The organism is Streptomyces sp. NPDC044571 (assembly GCF_040647115.1).
Taxonomy (GTDB): Bacteria; Actinomycetota; Actinomycetes; order Streptomycetales; family Streptomycetaceae; genus Streptomyces.
Map to the genome: position 1 here is coordinate 66,107 of NZ_JBEZBN010000021.1, position 15,731 is coordinate 81,837.

General features: G+C 73.7%; 14 protein-coding genes. 4 read left to right on the forward strand and 10 right to left on the reverse strand.

Annotation, left to right across the window (positions count from 1 at the left end; all coding sequences use genetic code 11):
• The first annotated feature begins 15 nt into the window (after positions 1-15).
• Positions 16-846: a maleylpyruvate isomerase family mycothiol-dependent enzyme gene (locus AB0B01_RS14040; RefSeq protein WP_361717305.1), complete on the forward strand. Its 831-nt coding sequence runs from the start codon at positions 16-18 to the stop codon at positions 844-846.
• A gap of 85 nt (positions 847-931) precedes the next feature.
• Here AB0B01_RS14040 and AB0B01_RS14045 read toward each other — a convergent pair whose 3' ends face one another.
• Both AB0B01_RS14045 and AB0B01_RS14050 read right to left on the reverse strand, forming a co-directional pair.
• The gene (locus AB0B01_RS14045; protein ID WP_361717308.1) at positions 932-2,284 is read right to left on the reverse strand and encodes an MFS transporter; all 1,353 of its coding nucleotides are present in this window, start codon (positions 2,282-2,284) and stop codon (positions 932-934) included.
• Positions 2,274-2,954 (reverse strand): GntR family transcriptional regulator, encoded by a 681-nt coding sequence (locus tag AB0B01_RS14050; RefSeq protein WP_361717311.1) that lies wholly within the window; start codon positions 2,952-2,954, stop codon positions 2,274-2,276. Before AB0B01_RS14050 ends, AB0B01_RS14045 begins: the two co-directional genes overlap by 11 nt.
• A 168-nt stretch (positions 2,955-3,122) precedes the next feature.
• Between AB0B01_RS14050 and AB0B01_RS14055 the strand changes: the two genes are divergently transcribed.
• On the forward strand, positions 3,123-4,301 hold the full coding sequence (locus tag AB0B01_RS14055; protein ID WP_361717314.1) for a DUF418 domain-containing protein: 1,179 nt from the start codon (positions 3,123-3,125) through the stop codon (positions 4,299-4,301).
• On the opposite strand, the gene AB0B01_RS14060 is transcribed toward AB0B01_RS14055, so the two are convergent.
• The 6 genes from AB0B01_RS14060 to AB0B01_RS14085 form a co-directional block, all read right to left on the reverse strand.
• Complete coding sequence (locus AB0B01_RS14060; protein ID WP_361717317.1) at positions 4,285-4,593, reverse strand: protease inhibitor I42 family protein; 309 nt, start codon at positions 4,591-4,593, stop codon at positions 4,285-4,287. The genes AB0B01_RS14055 and AB0B01_RS14060 overlap by 17 nt on opposite strands.
• An 18-nt stretch (positions 4,594-4,611) precedes the next feature.
• Positions 4,612-6,504, reverse strand: coding sequence for a C1 family peptidase (locus AB0B01_RS14065; protein WP_361717320.1), 1,893 nt, complete (start codon positions 6,502-6,504; stop codon positions 4,612-4,614).
• A gap of 241 nt (positions 6,505-6,745) precedes the next feature.
• Complete coding sequence (locus AB0B01_RS14070) at positions 6,746-8,050, reverse strand: hypothetical protein (protein ID WP_361717323.1); 1,305 nt, start codon at positions 8,048-8,050, stop codon at positions 6,746-6,748.
• Between the two features lie 228 nt (positions 8,051-8,278).
• A complete protein-coding gene (locus AB0B01_RS14075) occupies positions 8,279-9,745 on the reverse strand; it encodes an MFS transporter (RefSeq protein ID WP_361717325.1) in 1,467 nt (488 codons plus the stop codon).
• A 79-nt stretch (positions 9,746-9,824) separates the two neighbouring features.
• Positions 9,825-10,808, reverse strand: coding sequence for an NADPH:quinone reductase (locus tag AB0B01_RS14080; protein ID WP_361717328.1), 984 nt, complete (start codon positions 10,806-10,808; stop codon positions 9,825-9,827).
• Positions 10,809-10,979: 171 nt separating this feature from the next.
• On the reverse strand, positions 10,980-11,558 hold the full coding sequence (locus AB0B01_RS14085; protein ID WP_361717331.1) for an NADPH-dependent FMN reductase: 579 nt from the start codon (positions 11,556-11,558) through the stop codon (positions 10,980-10,982).
• Positions 11,559-11,825: 267 nt separating this feature from the next.
• Here AB0B01_RS14085 and AB0B01_RS14090 point away from each other — a divergent pair, with 267 nt between their 5' ends.
• Entirely contained in the window at positions 11,826-12,719 is an 894-nt protein-coding gene (locus AB0B01_RS14090) for a pirin family protein (protein WP_361717334.1), read from the forward strand.
• Between the two features lie 28 nt (positions 12,720-12,747).
• Here AB0B01_RS14090 and AB0B01_RS14095 read toward each other — a convergent pair whose 3' ends face one another.
• Together AB0B01_RS14095 and AB0B01_RS14100 are read right to left on the reverse strand one after the other, a co-directional pair.
• The gene (locus tag AB0B01_RS14095; protein ID WP_361717337.1) at positions 12,748-14,265 is read right to left on the reverse strand and encodes a hypothetical protein; all 1,518 of its coding nucleotides are present in this window, start codon (positions 14,263-14,265) and stop codon (positions 12,748-12,750) included.
• A gap of 39 nt (positions 14,266-14,304) precedes the next feature.
• Positions 14,305-14,961 carry a TetR/AcrR family transcriptional regulator gene (locus AB0B01_RS14100; RefSeq protein WP_361717340.1) on the reverse strand — a complete coding sequence of 219 codons (657 nt, stop codon included), beginning with the start codon at positions 14,959-14,961 and terminating at the stop codon, positions 14,305-14,307.
• Between the two features lie 164 nt (positions 14,962-15,125).
• Between AB0B01_RS14100 and AB0B01_RS14105 the strand changes: the two genes are divergently transcribed.
• On the forward strand, positions 15,126-15,677 hold the full coding sequence (locus tag AB0B01_RS14105) for an SRPBCC family protein (protein ID WP_361717342.1): 552 nt from the start codon (positions 15,126-15,128) through the stop codon (positions 15,675-15,677).
• The last annotated feature ends 54 nt before the right edge of the window (positions 15,678-15,731 follow it).

Here is a 15,731-nt window from a genome sequence, read left to right on the forward strand (position 1 = left end):
CCGCGAGGGGTCCCGTTGACCGTCCAGCCGCATCCCAGCCTCCAGCCCTATGCCGACGCGTGGACGCACTCCATCGAGGCGATATCCGAGCTGGTCCTCCCCCTGACGGAAGGCGAGTGGAACCGGGCGACCCCGTGCCCGGGCTGGTCCGTACGTGATGTGGTGTCACACATCATCGGCATCGAGTGCGAAATGCTCGGCGATCCCCGCCCGATCCACACCGTGGCGCGGGACCTGCGGCACGTGGTCGACGAGTTCAGCCGGTACATGGAGGTGCAGGTCGACGTCCGGCGCCACCACACGGCGCCCGAGATGACCTCGGAGCTGGAGTACACGATCATCCGCCGCTCGCGGCAGCTGCGGAACGAGAAGCGGGATCCGGACACGATGGTGCGGGGGCCGCTGGGCGACCAGGTGACGCTGGAGCTCGCGCTGCGGCTGCGGGCGTTCGACGTGTGGATCCACGAACAGGACCTGCGGACGGCGCTGGGCGTGCCGGGCAACTGGGACTCGCCGGGCGCGTACGTGGCGCGGGACCTCCTGCTCGCCGGGCTGCCGAAGGTGGTCGCGAAGCAGGCCGGGGCCCCGGCGAACTCGGCGGTGGTCCTGGACGTGCACGGACCGCTGGAGTTCATGCGGACGGTACGGGTGGACGCGGAAGGTCGCGGCACGATCGACAAGGCGCCCTCGCTCGGTCCGGCGGTGACGCTGGCCATGGACTGGGAGACGTACGTCCGCCTGGCGGCGGGCCGGGTCAGGCACCGGACGGTGGCCGACCGGGTCAAGATCGAGGGCGACGCGGAACTGGCCGACGCGATCCTGGCGAACTTCGCGGTCACCCCGTAACGGCGCTGGCCCCCGGCGGACCCCGCGGCGGCCGGGCGGAGAAGGACGGGTCTGTCCCGCCCGGGCCCGGTCATACGGGCGGGCTCTACGCAGGGGCCGGCCGCGACAGGTCGGTCCGCGACGGCTCGGGGAGCGCAGGGTCCGGCGCCGGGCCGAGGACGGCGGCCTCCCGGTCGCGCTCCCGGGCGAGGGCCCGGCCGCGCAGGCGGAGGATCCGGGCGATCCACAGGGCCTCCACCACGAACACCGAGGAGAAGGCGATCCGGTAGTTGCCGCCGGTGGCGTCCAGCAGGATGCCCACGGCCAGCAGGGTCGTCATCGAGGCGAGGAAGCCGCCCATGTTGGTGATGCCGGAGGCGGTGCCCTGGCGCTCGACGGGGTTGGCCGGCCGGGCGAAGTCGAAGCCGATCATCGACGCCGGGCCGCAGGTGCCGAGGACCACGCACAGCGTGGTCAGGAGCCACATCGGGGCGTGGCTGCCCGGGCAGGCCAGAACCGAGGCCCACAGCAGGGCGGTGAGGCCCACGGTGCCCAGGGCCAGCGGGATCCGGGCGGACTGGCGGCGGCCGATGAGCTGGCCGTAGACCAGGCCGAAGCCCATGTTCGAGGCGACGACCAGGGTCAGCAGCCCCGCCGCCGCGGTACGGGCCAGGCCCTGCGCCTCCACCAGGAACGGCATCCCCCACAGCAGCAGGAACACCATCGCCGGGAACTGCGTGGTGAAGTGCACCCACAGGCCGAGCCGGGTGCCGGGTTCCTGCCAGGCGTCCCGGATCTGACGGCGTACGAAGCCCTGCGCCGCACCCGGGGCGGTCGGCGCCGGCTCGTACCCCTCCGGGTGGTCGCGCAGGAACAGCACCAGCGGGACGAGGACGACCAGACCCGCCGTGGCGCTGCCCGCGAAGGCGGGGACCCATCCGACGCCGTGCAGGACGGGGGCGAGGACGAGCGTGGAGACGAGGTTGCCCGCCATCCCGACCAGGCCGGCCAGCTGCGCCATCAGCGGGCCGCGCCGCGCGGGGAACCACCGGGTGCCCAGGCGCAGCACGGAGATGAAGGTCATGGCGTCGCCGCAGCCCAGCAGGGCGCGCGCGGCCAGAGCCATCCCGTACGAGGGGGACAGCGCGAAACCGAGCTGGCCCGCGGTGAAGAGGACTGCGCCCAGGGTCAGCACCTTCTTGGTGCCGAGCCGGTCCACCATCAGGCCCACCGGGACCTGCATGCCCGCGTAGACCAGCAGTTGGAGCAGGGAGAAGGTCGACAGGGCGGAGGCGTTCACGTGGAAGCGGTCCACCGCCTCCAGGCCGGCCACGCCCAGACTGGTGCGGAAGATCACCGCCACGAAGTAGACGGCGACGCCGATGGACCAGACGGCGACGGCCTTCCGGCCTCCCGGCGGGTCCCGCCAGACGGAGGCCGGGACCGGTTCAGCGGTCATGACGACCCCGCACCAGCGCCTCGACCCGGTCCAGATGCCCGCGGACGGCCGCGGCGGCCGCCTCCGCGTCCCCGGCGCGCAGCGCGTCGAGGATCTCGGCGTGCTCGTCCAGCGTCCGCTGCACCCTCCCCCCGGCTCCGTCCGCGGGCGTCCCCCCGGGGCGGGCGTGCAGCAGGGCCACGCCCATCCGCAGCTGCCGGTCGCGGAGTTGGTCGTAGAGGCGGCACAGGATCTGGTTGCCGGCGCTGCGCACGATCTCGGCGTGGAAATCGCGGTCGGCGGCCGCCATCGCGGCGAGGTCGCCGTCGGCGGCGTGCCGGCGCTGTTCCTCCAGCAGCGCGGCGAGCCGCTCCAGCAGGCAGGGCGGTGCCGGGACGGCCCGGCGGACGGTGAACTCCTCGACCAGCAGCCGGGTTTCGAGGACGTCGCTGATCTCCTGCGCGGAGACCGGCAGGACCAGCGCGCCCTTCTTCGGGTACAGCTTCAGCAGCCCCTCGGTCTCCAGGCGCAGCAGCGCCTCCCGCACCGGGGTCCGGGACACGCCGACGGCGTCGCCGAGTTCGCCCTCGGTGAGGAGGGTGCCGCCCTCGTAGCGGCGGTCCAGCACGCCCTGTTTGACGTGCTGGTAGACACGGTCGGCGGCGCTGGCGGTCATGGTCGCGGCAGGCATGCGCACAGCATAGATACATGAGGTGTGCACACGTCTTCCCGTCCAGGATGCGGACGGGTTCCGGACGGTACGGCGGACCTCGTCCCCGCTCCGCTGCATCGAAGGATGTACGCCCGCTTCGTCCGCCCGCAGGACGTGGCGCGCCCCGGGCGCCGGGACGCTGAGGTCATGGCCCACACCGCCCTGCACACGACCCCCGCGATCACGGCGCGCATCCCCCTCCTCGACGTCCTGCGCGGCGCCGCCGTCCTCGGCACGCTCATGACGAACGTCTGGATCTTCACCGCGCCCGGCTCCGAGTGGAGCGTGCTCCACGGGCGCCTGGACCTGCCCGACCCGCTCGCCCGGCCCTCCGCTGCCGCAGTCGCCGAATCCGTCTTCCGCTTCCTCGCCGACGGGAAGTTCCTGTCTCTGTTGACGATCCTGTTCGGGGTCGGCCTGGCCGTCCAGTACGACTCGGCCGCGCGCCGCGGGGAGCCCTGGCCGGGCCGGTACCGGCGGCGCGCCGCGTTCCTCTTCCTGGAGGGGACCGTCCACTTCTTCCTCGTCTTCGCCTGGGACGTGCTGATGGGGTACGCCGTCACCGCACTGCTGGTCGCCCGGCTGCTGGCCGCCTCCGAGAGGGTGCGGCGCCGGGTGATGTGGGCCGCGGGCGGGACGCACCTCGCGCTGGTCTCCCTGGTGACGCTGGGGGAGTTGGCCGAGTCCGGTGCCGAGGGGCCCTCGGCTCCCGGTCCGGAGGCCGTCCGGCTCTACGCCCGCGGCGGCTACGCCGAGCAGGTCCGCTTCCGCCTCGACCACGCCCTGGCGCTGCGCATCGAGCCCGTCTTCTCCTTCGGCATGCTGGTCTTCCTCTTCCTCCTCGGGGTCCGGCTGTACCGTGCGGGCGCCTTCGCCCCGACCGCCGCGGGGCGGCGGATCCGGAGCCGGATGGCCGCCTGGGGGTTGGGCCTCGGCCTGCCGCTGGGCGCCGTCGCCGCGCTCGGCGGCCCGGACTTCTTCGTCCTGGGCCGCTACGGCATCGCCCCGCTGATCGCCCTCGGTTACATCGGCCTGATCGGAGCCGCCCTCGACCGCTTCGCGGTGCCCGGGGCCACCACCCTCGGCTGCGTCGGGCGCACCGCCCTGTCCTGCTACGTCGGCCAGAACCTGCTCTGCATGCTGCTCTGCTACGGCATCGGCCTGGGTCTGGCCGACCGGCTCGGCGGGACCGGGCCCTGGTGGGTGATGGGCCTGTGGGCGACGGTGTCCCTGGCCCTCGCCGCCGGCTCCGCGCTGTGGCTGCGCCGCTTCGGGCGGGGCCCGCTGGAGGCCGTACAGCACCGGGTGCTCAGGGCGCGGCGGTGACCTCCACCTCCAGGACGAACTCGTCGTACGGCGCCTCGTCCGGGTAGGGCGGCCGGACCTGCGCGAAGCGGATCCGCGCCCGGCCGCCCGGGCGGCGGCCCCGGACCAGGTAGCCGCGCTCGACGGGGGCGCCCGGAACCGCCTCCGCCGGCGCGGGCGCGGCCTCGCTCACCGACACCGCGTCCGCGTCACCGCTGACCTGCCAGGTCCAGACGTATCCGCACGCCCCGCGCCCGGTGAGCCGCAGCTCGTACGACTCCCCGGCGCCGAGGGCCACCTCGCGTACCTCCACCGGCGCCGCCCTCCGCGCTCAGGCGGGGCCGATCACCGGCCCCTCGTGCCACCCCGCGCCGTCACGCCAGTAGTGCTGGAGCTGCCGGTCCGTGCGCAGGACGATGACCTCCAGGTTGAACCCGAAGCTGCCCTGGAGCATCCCGGTCACGGCGAGCACGTCGTGGCCGAAGACGGCGCTGCGGCTCCAGGCGGACCCCGCCGCATTGCCCCGCCACCAGTGCTCCACGCGGCCGCCGGCCACGGCCACGCACAGCTCGTAGTTCCCGGCGGTGTCCTCGTCGGCCGCCCCGTACTGCCCCTCGATCAGGCAGGGCGCGGAGGTGGCCGCGCTGCCGAAGACCTCCCCGGGCCGCCAGGCGAAGCCGTTCGGGTCGTCGCGCCACCACAGCTGCATGCGGCCGTCCGTCCGGGTGGCGACGAGGTCGAGGTGGCGGCCGCGGGTCTGCACGAGGGCGGGGCCGTAGTGGGCGATGCCCGAGGCGAAGCGGCCGCCGTCGTTCCAGGTCCAGGGGGCGCCGTTGATCCGCCACCAGTGGTTCAGGCGGCCGTCGGCGGTGCGGACGACCACCTCGAAGTTGCCGGGCTTGCCGTAGTCGCTCTGGATGAACGCCGGGGTCGAGCCGATGGCGGCGTCGCCCGGGCCGAAGGCGCCGCCGTCGCGCCAGGCCTCGCCGGACTGCTCGTAGTACCAGTGGCGCAGCCGGCCGCCCGTGGTCACGTGCAGCGACTCCATGTTCCGGTTGTACGTGGTCCCGGTGAAGGCGGGCTGGCCGGAGGCGTCGTTCGCGAAGGCGGCGGCGCGGGCCCACGCGAAGGGGGCGTCGCCTTCGCGCCACCAGTGCTGGAGACGGCCGCCGGTGGTGGTGGCGAGCAGTTCGAAATTGCGGTGGGCGCGGCCGTTGCCGCTCTCGTAGACGTTGCCGGAGTGCAGGCGGCGCTTGGTCCACGGGTCGGTGCTGGTGCCGCGCAGGCCGCACTTGGCCCAGTAGTCGATCTTCACCTCGCCGTACGCGATCCGCCCGTACCCGCCGACGTGGTAGCCCGTGCCCCAGGAGTTCTTGAACAGCCAGCAGCCGGCCGCGTCGTCGTACCCGACGATGAGCACGCAGTGGCCGCCCGCCAGGTGGTCGCTGGTGCGGTGGTAGACACCCGAGCCGAGGCCGAAGAAGTCGTCGTACACGTCGAAGCAGGCCGTCAGCGGGCCGACCGTGTCGAGCCAGACCTTCTGCTGCTCCACGTCGCCGAGGCGGACGTAGTCGGTGATCCGCACCGTGCGCCCGGAGCGGTCCCAGCTCGGCGTGTACTCGGCGCGCCAGCCGTCGCGGCGGTCGGCGGGCACGGTGGCCGGCGGCGGGGAGTACGGCCAGCAGTCCGGATCGGCGAGGCCGCCGTTCGCCTTGATCCAGTCGAGGGCGGTCTCCGGGTTGGAGCCCTGCCCGCAGGTGAACTTGAGGCCGTCGTGCACGTCGCCCTCGGACCGCTCCGCCCAGACGTCGTGCTCGATCCGGGCCATGGACTCGACCAGTCCGACGGCCCCGAAGGCCCAGCAGGAGCCGCACGGGTTCTGGTCCTTGACCCTGGTGATCCACGGCCACCCCCAACGGCTGCGCCAGTCCACGGCGGTGGGCCGGGCCGCGGCGACCGCCGAGCCCCCGCTCCCGGGCAGCAGGCCGTGGGCGGCGCGGCGCCGGGTGAGGTGCGGATTGCCGCTCTCCCGGCCGATCAGCGCGCGCAGGTCCACCCGTCCGGCGTCCTCGGCGCGGGTGAGGTTCGCCCCCGGTTCCAGGCCGAGGGCGGGCCGGGGCACGGCCTCGTCGTCGGCGAGGTGTTCGATGACGGACCAGCGCGCGCCCTGCTCCACGAGCCGCGCGCGCAACTCCCCCGCCGTCTGGACAGACTGCTCCGGCATACCGGCCCCCCAGCTGGTCCACCTTGTACGGATGCGAGACCCGCGGAGCGTCCCCCCGGTGCCAGGGCGCGTCAAGGGGGTCCGCAAGGTCGCGCGGTCGCACGGGGAGCGTACGGGTGGCCCGTAGACGCTGGTCACGGGCGCCGGGCGTGCGCCGGCCCCGGCACCCGTCGAGCGGGGTGCCGGGGCCTGCGTACGAAGCCCGGGTGGGGCTGGTCGGGCTGCTCGCTGCTCGAACTCGCTACTCGTCCGAGACCACGGGAGCGGAGAGCTCCGGGGCCGCCGGGGCAGCCGGGGCGACCGGGGCGGCCGCCGACTGCTTGGGCAGGCCGGCCAGGTTGGGCGCGGGCAGGTTGCCCTGGGCCAGCAGTGCCGCGACGGTGTTGACCATGCCGGTCACGACCTCGCCGGCCTTGGCCTTGGCGTCGGTCGAGCAGCCGCAGGCACCGGCCGCATTGAGGACGCCGTCGACCGAGGCCTTGAGCTGGTCGACCGCGGTGGTGAGGAGGTCGACGCGGGAGACCGCGCGGACGGGGGCGACGGCCGGGAGGGTGACCGGCTTCATGGCCTCCGCGGGCGGGTTGACCGGCGCAGCCGGGGGCTTCACGGCCTCGGTGGGGGGCTTGATGGCGTCGGCGGGCGGCTTCACGGCCTCCACCGGAGGCTTCACGGCATCGACCGGAGGCTTGACCGCCTCAGCCGGGGGCTTGACCGCTTCGGCCGGGGGCTTCACGGCCTCGGCCGGGGGCTTGACCGCTTCGGCCGGAGGCTTGACCGCCTCCACCGGAGGCTTCACGGCCTCGGCCGGAGGCTTGACCGCCTCCACCGGAGGCTTCACGGCCTCGGCCGGAGGCTTGACCGCCTCCACCGGAGGCTTCACGGCCTCCACCGGGGGCTTCACCGCTTCGGCCGGAGGCTTCACCGCCTCCACCGGAGGCTTCACCGCCTCCACCGGGGGCTTCACCGCCTCGGCCGGAGGCTTCACCGCCTCCACCGGGGGCTTGACCGCCTCGGCCGGAGGCTTCACGACGTCGGCCGGGGGCTTCGCCGCGTCAGCCGGGGGCTTCGCCGCGTCAGCCGGGGGCTTCGCCGTGCCCGCCGGGGGGTCCACCTCGTCCGCCGGGGGCTTCGCCGGGAAGCTGATCGGCAGCTTCGGCGCGTCCGCCGCGGGCGGCTTCACCGCCTCGGCCGGGGGCTTGGCGGGCGTCTGCGGCGTCGCCGGAGCGGCGACCGGAAGGGTCTTCCTCACCTCCGCGAGCGCCGCGTCGATCTTCTCCCTGTGCGCGGCCAGATCCGCCTCCGGCAGCTTCCCGTCGGGCGATTTCAGCACCTCGCCGAGGAAGTTGGTCACGGGCTGGAGGAGCGCGCCGATGGCGCCGAGGGACTGCACCTGGGTCTGGAGCGCTTCCGAATCCGGGATGGCCTTCGGCGCCGCCGGGGCAGGCGGCCGCTCAGGTGTGCCGACGGCTCCGGCGAGGCCGGGAGACGCGCCCAGCAGGGTGAGGCAGAGGGCAGCGGGGAGGGTATAGCGGGTGAAGCGACGCAACGTATCTCTCCTGTCTGTGACAGCGGGGGTGGGGACGGGGCGTCCGGATCCGGACGTGCCCCAGTCCACTCACGGACAGCTCGTCACCGGCCGCAACCCGAGACCGCCCACCACCCCCCGCAAACACGCGGCGCATCCGGCGGTCCGACGGCGGTGACCTGCACGGATCGGTTCACCCTTCGGTTGTGCTGCACCCTCGTGACCCCCACCCCGGCCTGCCCCCCTTGGTCAGGCCGGAGTGGAGGAGCGCTCCGCCTGCCGATCGGCAGGGATTCGGCCGGTGCCCCCGGCGGGGGCGAGGCCCCACAGGGCCAGGCCGACGGCCAGCAGGAAGACCCCGCAGGCCGCCTCGAAAGCGAAGGCGTACCCGCCCGTGGCGGCGGCCGGATCCCCGGCCGCCAGCAGCGTGGCCGTACGGGCGTCGGCGGCCGAGGTGATCAGGGCGAGGCTGATGGTGGGCCCCGCCAGGATGGCCGTGTTCACCACGGCCCCCGCGAGGGCGGACTGCTCCTCCGGGACACCGCCGGCGGCCCCGACGACCGCCGCCGACATCAGCGTGCCGATCCCGGCCGACAGGATGACCAGGCCGGCGAGCACGGTCGGCGTCGAGCCCGTACGCATCCCCACGCCGCCGATGAGGAACAGCCCGGCGGCGATGACCGCCAGGCCGCCCACGGCAACGGCGCGGACACCGTGGCGGGCGACGATCCGGCCCGCGACGAAGCCGACGCCGAGCAGCATCGCGCTGTACGGGACGAAGGCGAGGGCGTTCTGCAGGGCCGAATAGCCGCGCACCTGCTGGAAGTAGAGGGCCAGCAGGAAGGCGGTGCTCGCACCGATCGCCGGCCCGAGCAGGGCGCAGACCAGGGCGGTCGCGCGGCGCCGGGACGCGAGGAAGGCGAGCGGCAGCAGCGGGGCCCGCACCCGCTGCTGGGCCGCGACGAAGACCGCGAGCAGGACGGCGCCCAGCGCGAGCGGGGCGAGGACCTGTACCGCGGCCCAGCCGTGCGGGCCGACCATCACGAAGCCGTAGCCGAGGGAGGAGAGCGCGAGGGTGCCGAGCACCGCGCCCAGGAGGTCCACGGGCACCCGTACGGGCGGGGCGCCGGCCGGCAGCGCCCGGGGTGTCAGGGCCAGTACGGCCAGGGCGACCGCCGCGAGCACTCCGAAGCTCCACCGCCAGGACAGCCAGGCGACGAGCGCCCCGCTGAGCACGATCCCGACGGCGGCGCCGAGGCTGGCCAGCAGGCCCCACCGGGCCAACGCGGTCGCGCGGGCCTTGCCTTCGGGGAAGACGACCCGCAGCAGCGCCATGGCGGCGGGGGCGGCGAGCGCGGCCCCGCAGCCCTGGAGGAAGCGGGCGGTGAGGACGGTGTGCGAGGTGGGGGCCAGTGCCGCCGCGAGGGAGGCCGCGGCGAACAGGGCGGTGCCCCGGGTGAAGAGCCTGCGCTGCCCGACCCGGTCGGTGAGCCGTCCGCCGAGCAGCAGGAGCCCGCTGAAGGCCAGTCCGTAGGCGGCGCTGTCAAGGATGAGGTCGATCCGGCTGAGGCCGAGCTCCCGCTGCATGGCCGGACCGGCGGCGAACGTCACCGAGACCGATGCGTTGAGCAGCAGTTGAACGGCGCCGAGCAGCGCGAACCGCACCCGGGTGGTCCGCGGGGCGGCGACGGCCGGGGCCTCGGGGAGTTCGTCCATGCGCGCAGTCTGGCAGCAGCTGACACGAGCCGTGCGGGGCCGCATGCCAGTCCGTCAGGTCGGCCGGGTACCCCCGGGTCTACGACTCCTTGGGAAGCAACACCACGCGGCTGCCGTGCAGTTCGCCCGCCTCGATGCGCTGGTGCGTCCGGGCGGCCTGTGAGAGCGGTACGCGCTCGATGGTGCGGGCGCGCAGCCGGCCGTCGGCCAGGAGCCGGTTGATGGATCCGGCCGCCTCGGCGAGTTCGGCGGTGGTGGCGTGCGAGATGACGAAGCCGACGACGGCGCCGTCCTTCATGTAGAGCGGCCCGGCGGGCAGGGCCGGCTGGGTGCGGGCTCCGGCGAGCAGGACGATCCGGCCGCGGTGGGCGAGGACCTCGACGGCGCCGGACAGGTCGTTCGTACCGGAGGTGTCGATGTGGACGTCGATGCCGTCCGGGCTGAACTCACGTATACGGGCGGACAGTTCCGGTTCGCGGTAGTCGAGCACGGCCTCGGCTCCGAGCGAGCGGCAGTACTCGGCGTCCCGGGCGCCGGCGGTGGCGAGGACCCGGGCGCCCGCCTCGACGGCCATGACGATGAGGGCGCTGCCCACGTTGCCGGCGCCGCCCCCGACGAGCACGGTTTCGCCGGGGCGCACCCGGCCGTGGGTGAACAGGGCGAGGTAGGCGGTGCCGGCGGGGTGCAGGACGGCCACGGCCTCGGCGGCGTCCACGCCGGGGGGCAGGTGGTGGAGGCGGTCGACGGGGACCACGGCCCGTTCGGCGGCGGCGCCCTGCCGGCCGCCGTGACCGAGGCTGTTGCACCACACGCGGTCGCCGACGGTGAAGCCGGCGGCGCCGGGACCGGCCGCCACGACGGTGCCCACGAGGTCGCGGCCGACCACGAACGGGAACTCGACCGGGGTCCGGAAGAGCCCGGACCGCACGAAGGTGTCCACCGGGTTGACCGACACCGCCTCGACGTCGACCAGGACGTCCGTCGGGCCGGGGGCGGGCGGGGGCAGCTCGCCGTAGCGGATGTTCTCGGCGGGGCCCAGTTCTTCGATGAAAGCTGCACGCATGATCCGATCCTCCCAACGCGGGTGGCGTTCGGGGATCGGGTCGTGCCGGTTCCGTCAACTCCGCGCCGCGCGGGGTACCGCGTACGTCCGGACATGCCCGAAGGGCCGCTACGGGGGTGTAAGCGGCCCTTCGGAGAGGGGGGATCGGCCGGCCGGGGGCGGCCTGCCGGATCAGACGGCGGCGTTGGCGATGGCGCGGGTCTCGCGGATCTTCGTGCCCAGCGCGCCGAGCAGCTGCTGGAGCAGCTCGATGGTGGTCTCGTCGGTCAGGTTGCCGTTCTCGTCGAAACGCTCGTGCGCACGGAAGATCTGCAGCTCGGGCTTGCCGACGACCTTGGAGTCGGTCCACAGGAACATCTGGCGCAGCGCGAGCTGGGCGCGGACGGTGCCGAAGTTCGTCGGTGCGGCGCCCGCGATCGCGACCGGCTTTCCGGTCAGCGAGGAGTCCAGGGCGGGCCGGCTCGCCCAGTCCAGGGCGTTCTTCAGGACACCCGGGATGCCGTAGTTGTACTCGGGGGTGGCGATGAAGAGACCGTCCGCCTCGCTGATGCGGCGGCGCAGGTCCACGACGGCGGCCGGGGCGTCCTGCGTGTCCTGGTCGGTGTCGTAGGGCGGGATGTCGCGCAGACCCTCGTAGATCTCGATGGCCAGGTCACCGGGAGCGTGCTTCTGCGCGGCCCGGACCAGGGCGCTGTTGTACGAGGCCGCACGCAGGCTGCCGGAAATGGCCAGGATCTTGAGCTCGGGCATGAACTGTCCTTCCGCAAAGGTGACATGCGCAGCGAATGCCGTACCCGGCAGGCCCCTGCGAGGTGAACGTCGGTGAATGAGCAGGAGTCTGGGCGCGCGGGGCGGGCGGCTACAACCGTGCGGGGCGGTATCTGTCAGCTAGCGAACGGCGGGCGGGTGTCAGCTACTTGATCCGGGCATGGCCCTGTCGTATAAATGAACTGAACTGTATAGTTCACAGAGCCGGAACACGACGGCCCCCGACCGCGTTCGACGAGAGAAGGCATCATGACCACCCTCGACTCCGTTATCGACACCGCCACCGCGACGCGTTCGGTGGTCGACGTCCTCCAGCCCGTCCACACCCTGGAGGGCGAGGGCTTCCCGGTCCGCCGCCCCTTCCCCACCCCGCGGATCCCGCATCTCGACCCCTTCCTGATGGTCGACCAGGTAGGCCCCGTGGACCTCGGCCCGGGTGAGCCCAAGGGCGCCCCCGACCACCCGCACCGCGGCTTCGAGACCATCGCGTACGTCCTGGAGGGCGACATCGAGTACGCGGACTCCACCGGCAACCGCGGGGTCGTGCCCCCCGGCGCCGTGCAGTGGCTCACCGCGGGCGCGGGCGTCGTGCACTCCGCGCAGCCGACCGACGGTTTCCGCGCGGCCGGCGGCCTCCAGCACAACCTCCAGATCTGGGTGAACCTCCCGGCCTCCCTCAAGGGCCTGCGCCCGCGCACCCAGAACCACGGCGCGGCGGACATCCCCGTCGTCCGCACCCTCGAAGGCTCCTGGTTCAAGGTCATCGCGGGCTCGGCGCTGGGCGTGACCGGCCCCTTCGAGACCCAGGTCCCGATCACGGTGATCCACGCCTCCCTCGCCCCGGGCGCGAGCGCGCAGCTGCCCGCACCGCAGGGCCGCACCGCGGCGGTGTACGTACTGTCCGGCAGTGCGGCGGTGGCGTCGAGCGACCTGGCCGACGGTGAGCTGGCGGTCCTCGCCGACGACGGCGAGAGCGTCCTCGTCGAGGGCGGCCCGGTCGGAGCGGACCTCCTCTTCCTGACGGGCGAGCCGATCGGCGAGCCGGTGGTCCGCAGCGGCCCGTTCGTCATGAACACCCCGGAGGAGATCGACCAGGCCTTCGACGACTACGCGGCGGACCGCCTCGGCCGCTACGAGGACTGAGCCGCCGCGGGCGTTCCCGCCGGGCCCGTCAGCCCGCGAAGAACGCGGTCAGCGAGGCCAGGATGGCCAGGGCCGGCTGGGCGATGTCGGCTCCGGCGGCCAGCAGGGTGCGCAGGCGCTCCAGGCGGGTGGCGGCAGCCGGGGCGTCCGGTTCCGGGGATGCGGCCAGGCGGGCCAGGGCGTGGATGGTGTCCGCCGCCTCCTCCCGGTCCCCGTCCGGCACGTCACGGCTGGTGAGCACGAGCTGGAGGAGGCGGGTGAGTTCGTCGCCGCCGGACACCGCCGCGTAGGAGTTCTGGAAGTCCCGTACGACCGTGTCCTGCGGGCGGTTGATGAACGTGGTGTTCTCGCCCTGGAAGTAGAAGTTCTCCGACACTCCGGCTCCCGAGATGACGACGACGTTGCCTGCGGTGGGGACGGCCGGGCGCAGCGCGGCCTTGATCGCGGCCTCGGCCCGGCGGACCGCGGCGAAGGCGGCCGCGTCCGCGGCGCGCGGGCTCTCGTGGTGCTCGTCCGCCGCGGCGGACAGGACCCGGTTGATGCCTCCGAAGAGGGACCGGAAGTAGGCCGTGGAGGTCTGCTCGATCGGGAAGACGATCTTCTCCCCCTCGGGCACCGGACCGTCGAGCGCGTGGCAGAAGACCAGGCAGGGGAGGCGCTCGGGTGCGATGCCGAGCGTGGCGGCGACCTCGTACGCGCCCTGCGGATCGTACGGAGTCCAGCGCAGCCAGCGCACCGCGGACAGGACCCGGTACAGGTCGGGCTCCAGGTGGCGGCGCCAGTACTTCCTGGCCGCGGACCGGCTCGCGCGCCGCTCCACGGCGAAGACCCGGGTGGCGGGACCGGACAGCACGTTCAGGTCGTCGAAGTGGGTCCGTACGTACGTGGCCAGCTCGGCGTCGGCGCGGGTGTAGAGCAGGACGCCCCACAGGCGGGGCCTGCCGTCGGGGGCTGCCGTGGTCTGCGCGAGCGGGAGCCAGCCGAGCAGCTCTTCCGCGGTGGCGGCCGCCCCCATCTCGTACATCGCGAAGGGCGTGTGCTCGACGCAGAGGACGACCAGGTCCCCGGCGGCCAACGCGGTATCGGCCAGGCGCAGTTCGTCCGGGAGGCGGTCGTCGGTCGCCGCGTCGGTCAGCCAGACGTCCACGATGCGGTCCGGACCGAAGAACGAGGGGCCCGCGGCCCCCGGGTCCGGGGCGGCGGGCTCCGGGGCTGCCGCTCCCCGTCGGCGGGCCTCGGCCAGGCAGCGGTCCTTCAGGGCGCCGACGGTGAGGGAGCCGGCGTCCGGGACGGAGATCTCGAAGGCCCCCTGGTGCATCCGCCGGTCCGCGGCCCGCCACCGGGCCAGACCGGCGTCGCCGCCGTCCTCGCCGGAGCCGCCGGGCCCGCCGGGCCCACCGTCCGCGCCCCGCTCGCCGTCCCCGGCCGCGTCGGGCCCGAAGCCCCGCCTCGCCATGTCCGAGAGGATCCAGGCCGACCGGCCGCTGTACGTGCTGTGCCGGACCGCGGTCCAGTCACCCTCGCGGACGAAGACGTACAGCCGCATGCGGACCTGCCCCCTCGGTCGTCAACTCCCCTGGGCAGGCTACCTCTTGACCCCGTACTGGTTCAGGAACATGTCCACCCCGCCCTGCACCAGCCGTTCCGCGAGGTCCGCGTCCAGGGCCGTGCCGTACGCGCCGTAGACCAGGTGCGGGGAGAGGACCAGCCCGGAGAGCTGGAGCACCGCCAGTTCCATGTCCGGGATGCGCAGCAGGCCGCGCTGGTCGAGCCGGCCCAGGGCCGTCGCCAGGGCCGCGTGCTGGCGGCCGGGGCCCTCCTCCTGCCAGGTGGTGCCGAGCTCGGGGAAGCGGTGGCGCTCGCCCGCGATGACGTTGCGCAGGGCCAGGACCTCCGGCGTGGTGAGGCCGGCGACCCAGGTGCGGCAGGCCTCCAGCAGGTCGGTGCGGACGTCGTCGGACTCGGCGAGCTTGGCCTGGATCACCGACTGGGCCACCTCCAGCGCCTCGTCGAGCGTCTGCCCGATCACGGCGTTGAAGAGGTTCTCCTTGCTGCCGAAGTGGTTGTAGATGGTGACCTTGGAGACGCCCGCCTCGGCGGCCAGCTGGTCCACCCCCGCCCCGAAGCCCTCGCGCAGGAAGACCGTGCGCGCCGCCTCCAGGATGGCCTGGCGCTTGCGCGCGGCGCGCGCCCCCGTGGGGACGGCCTGCGGGGCGTCGGTGGTGCCGGTCCGTGCGCTCATGTCGATCCCTACTCCTCGGCTGCAGGGGCCAGTCTAGAACCCAACTGAACTGTACCGTTGCGTTCAATTGAACTGAACTGTATGGTTCATCTAGCCGAGGCGCCGAAAGGGGCGCAACAGCACGGCAGTTGAAGCATCCGAAGACGCAACAGGAGGACCCATCCATGAGCGCCACCCAGACTCCCCTCTTCCGGTCGCGCGCCCAGGTCCACGTCGACGCCACCCCGGCCGAGGTCTACGCCGTCGTCAGCGACCTGGCGCGCAGCGGCGAGTGGAGCCCCGAGTGCCTCGGCGGGGAGTGGAGCTCCGGCGCCCCCGGCGCGGTCGGCTCGGTGTTCAAGGGCGAGAACGAGCGCAGCGAGGACGTCGTCGCCTGGGCGCCGGTGGTGCGCGGCAAGTGGACGACGTACGCCGAGGTCGTCGCCGCCGAGCCCGGCCGGACCTTCCAGTGGGCCATGCACAACAGCTCCGGCGAGAAGCAGGACAGCGTCTGGGGCTTCTCCATCGAGGCCGACGGCGGGGGCAGCCTGCTCGCCCACCACTTCCGGATGGGCTCCGCCACCGAGGGGATCCGCGGGATCACCGCCGAGATGGACGAGGCGCAGAAGCAGCAGTTCTTCGCCGAGTGGGGCGAGAAGGTGGCCGGCGACCTCGCCGAGACCCTGGAGCGCATCAAGGTCGTCATCGAGAAGGACCTCGCCGGGAAGTCCGCCTGAGCACCCGCCCCACCCCGTGACCGACTCCACCGCAAGGCACTTGAGAGAGGCCAG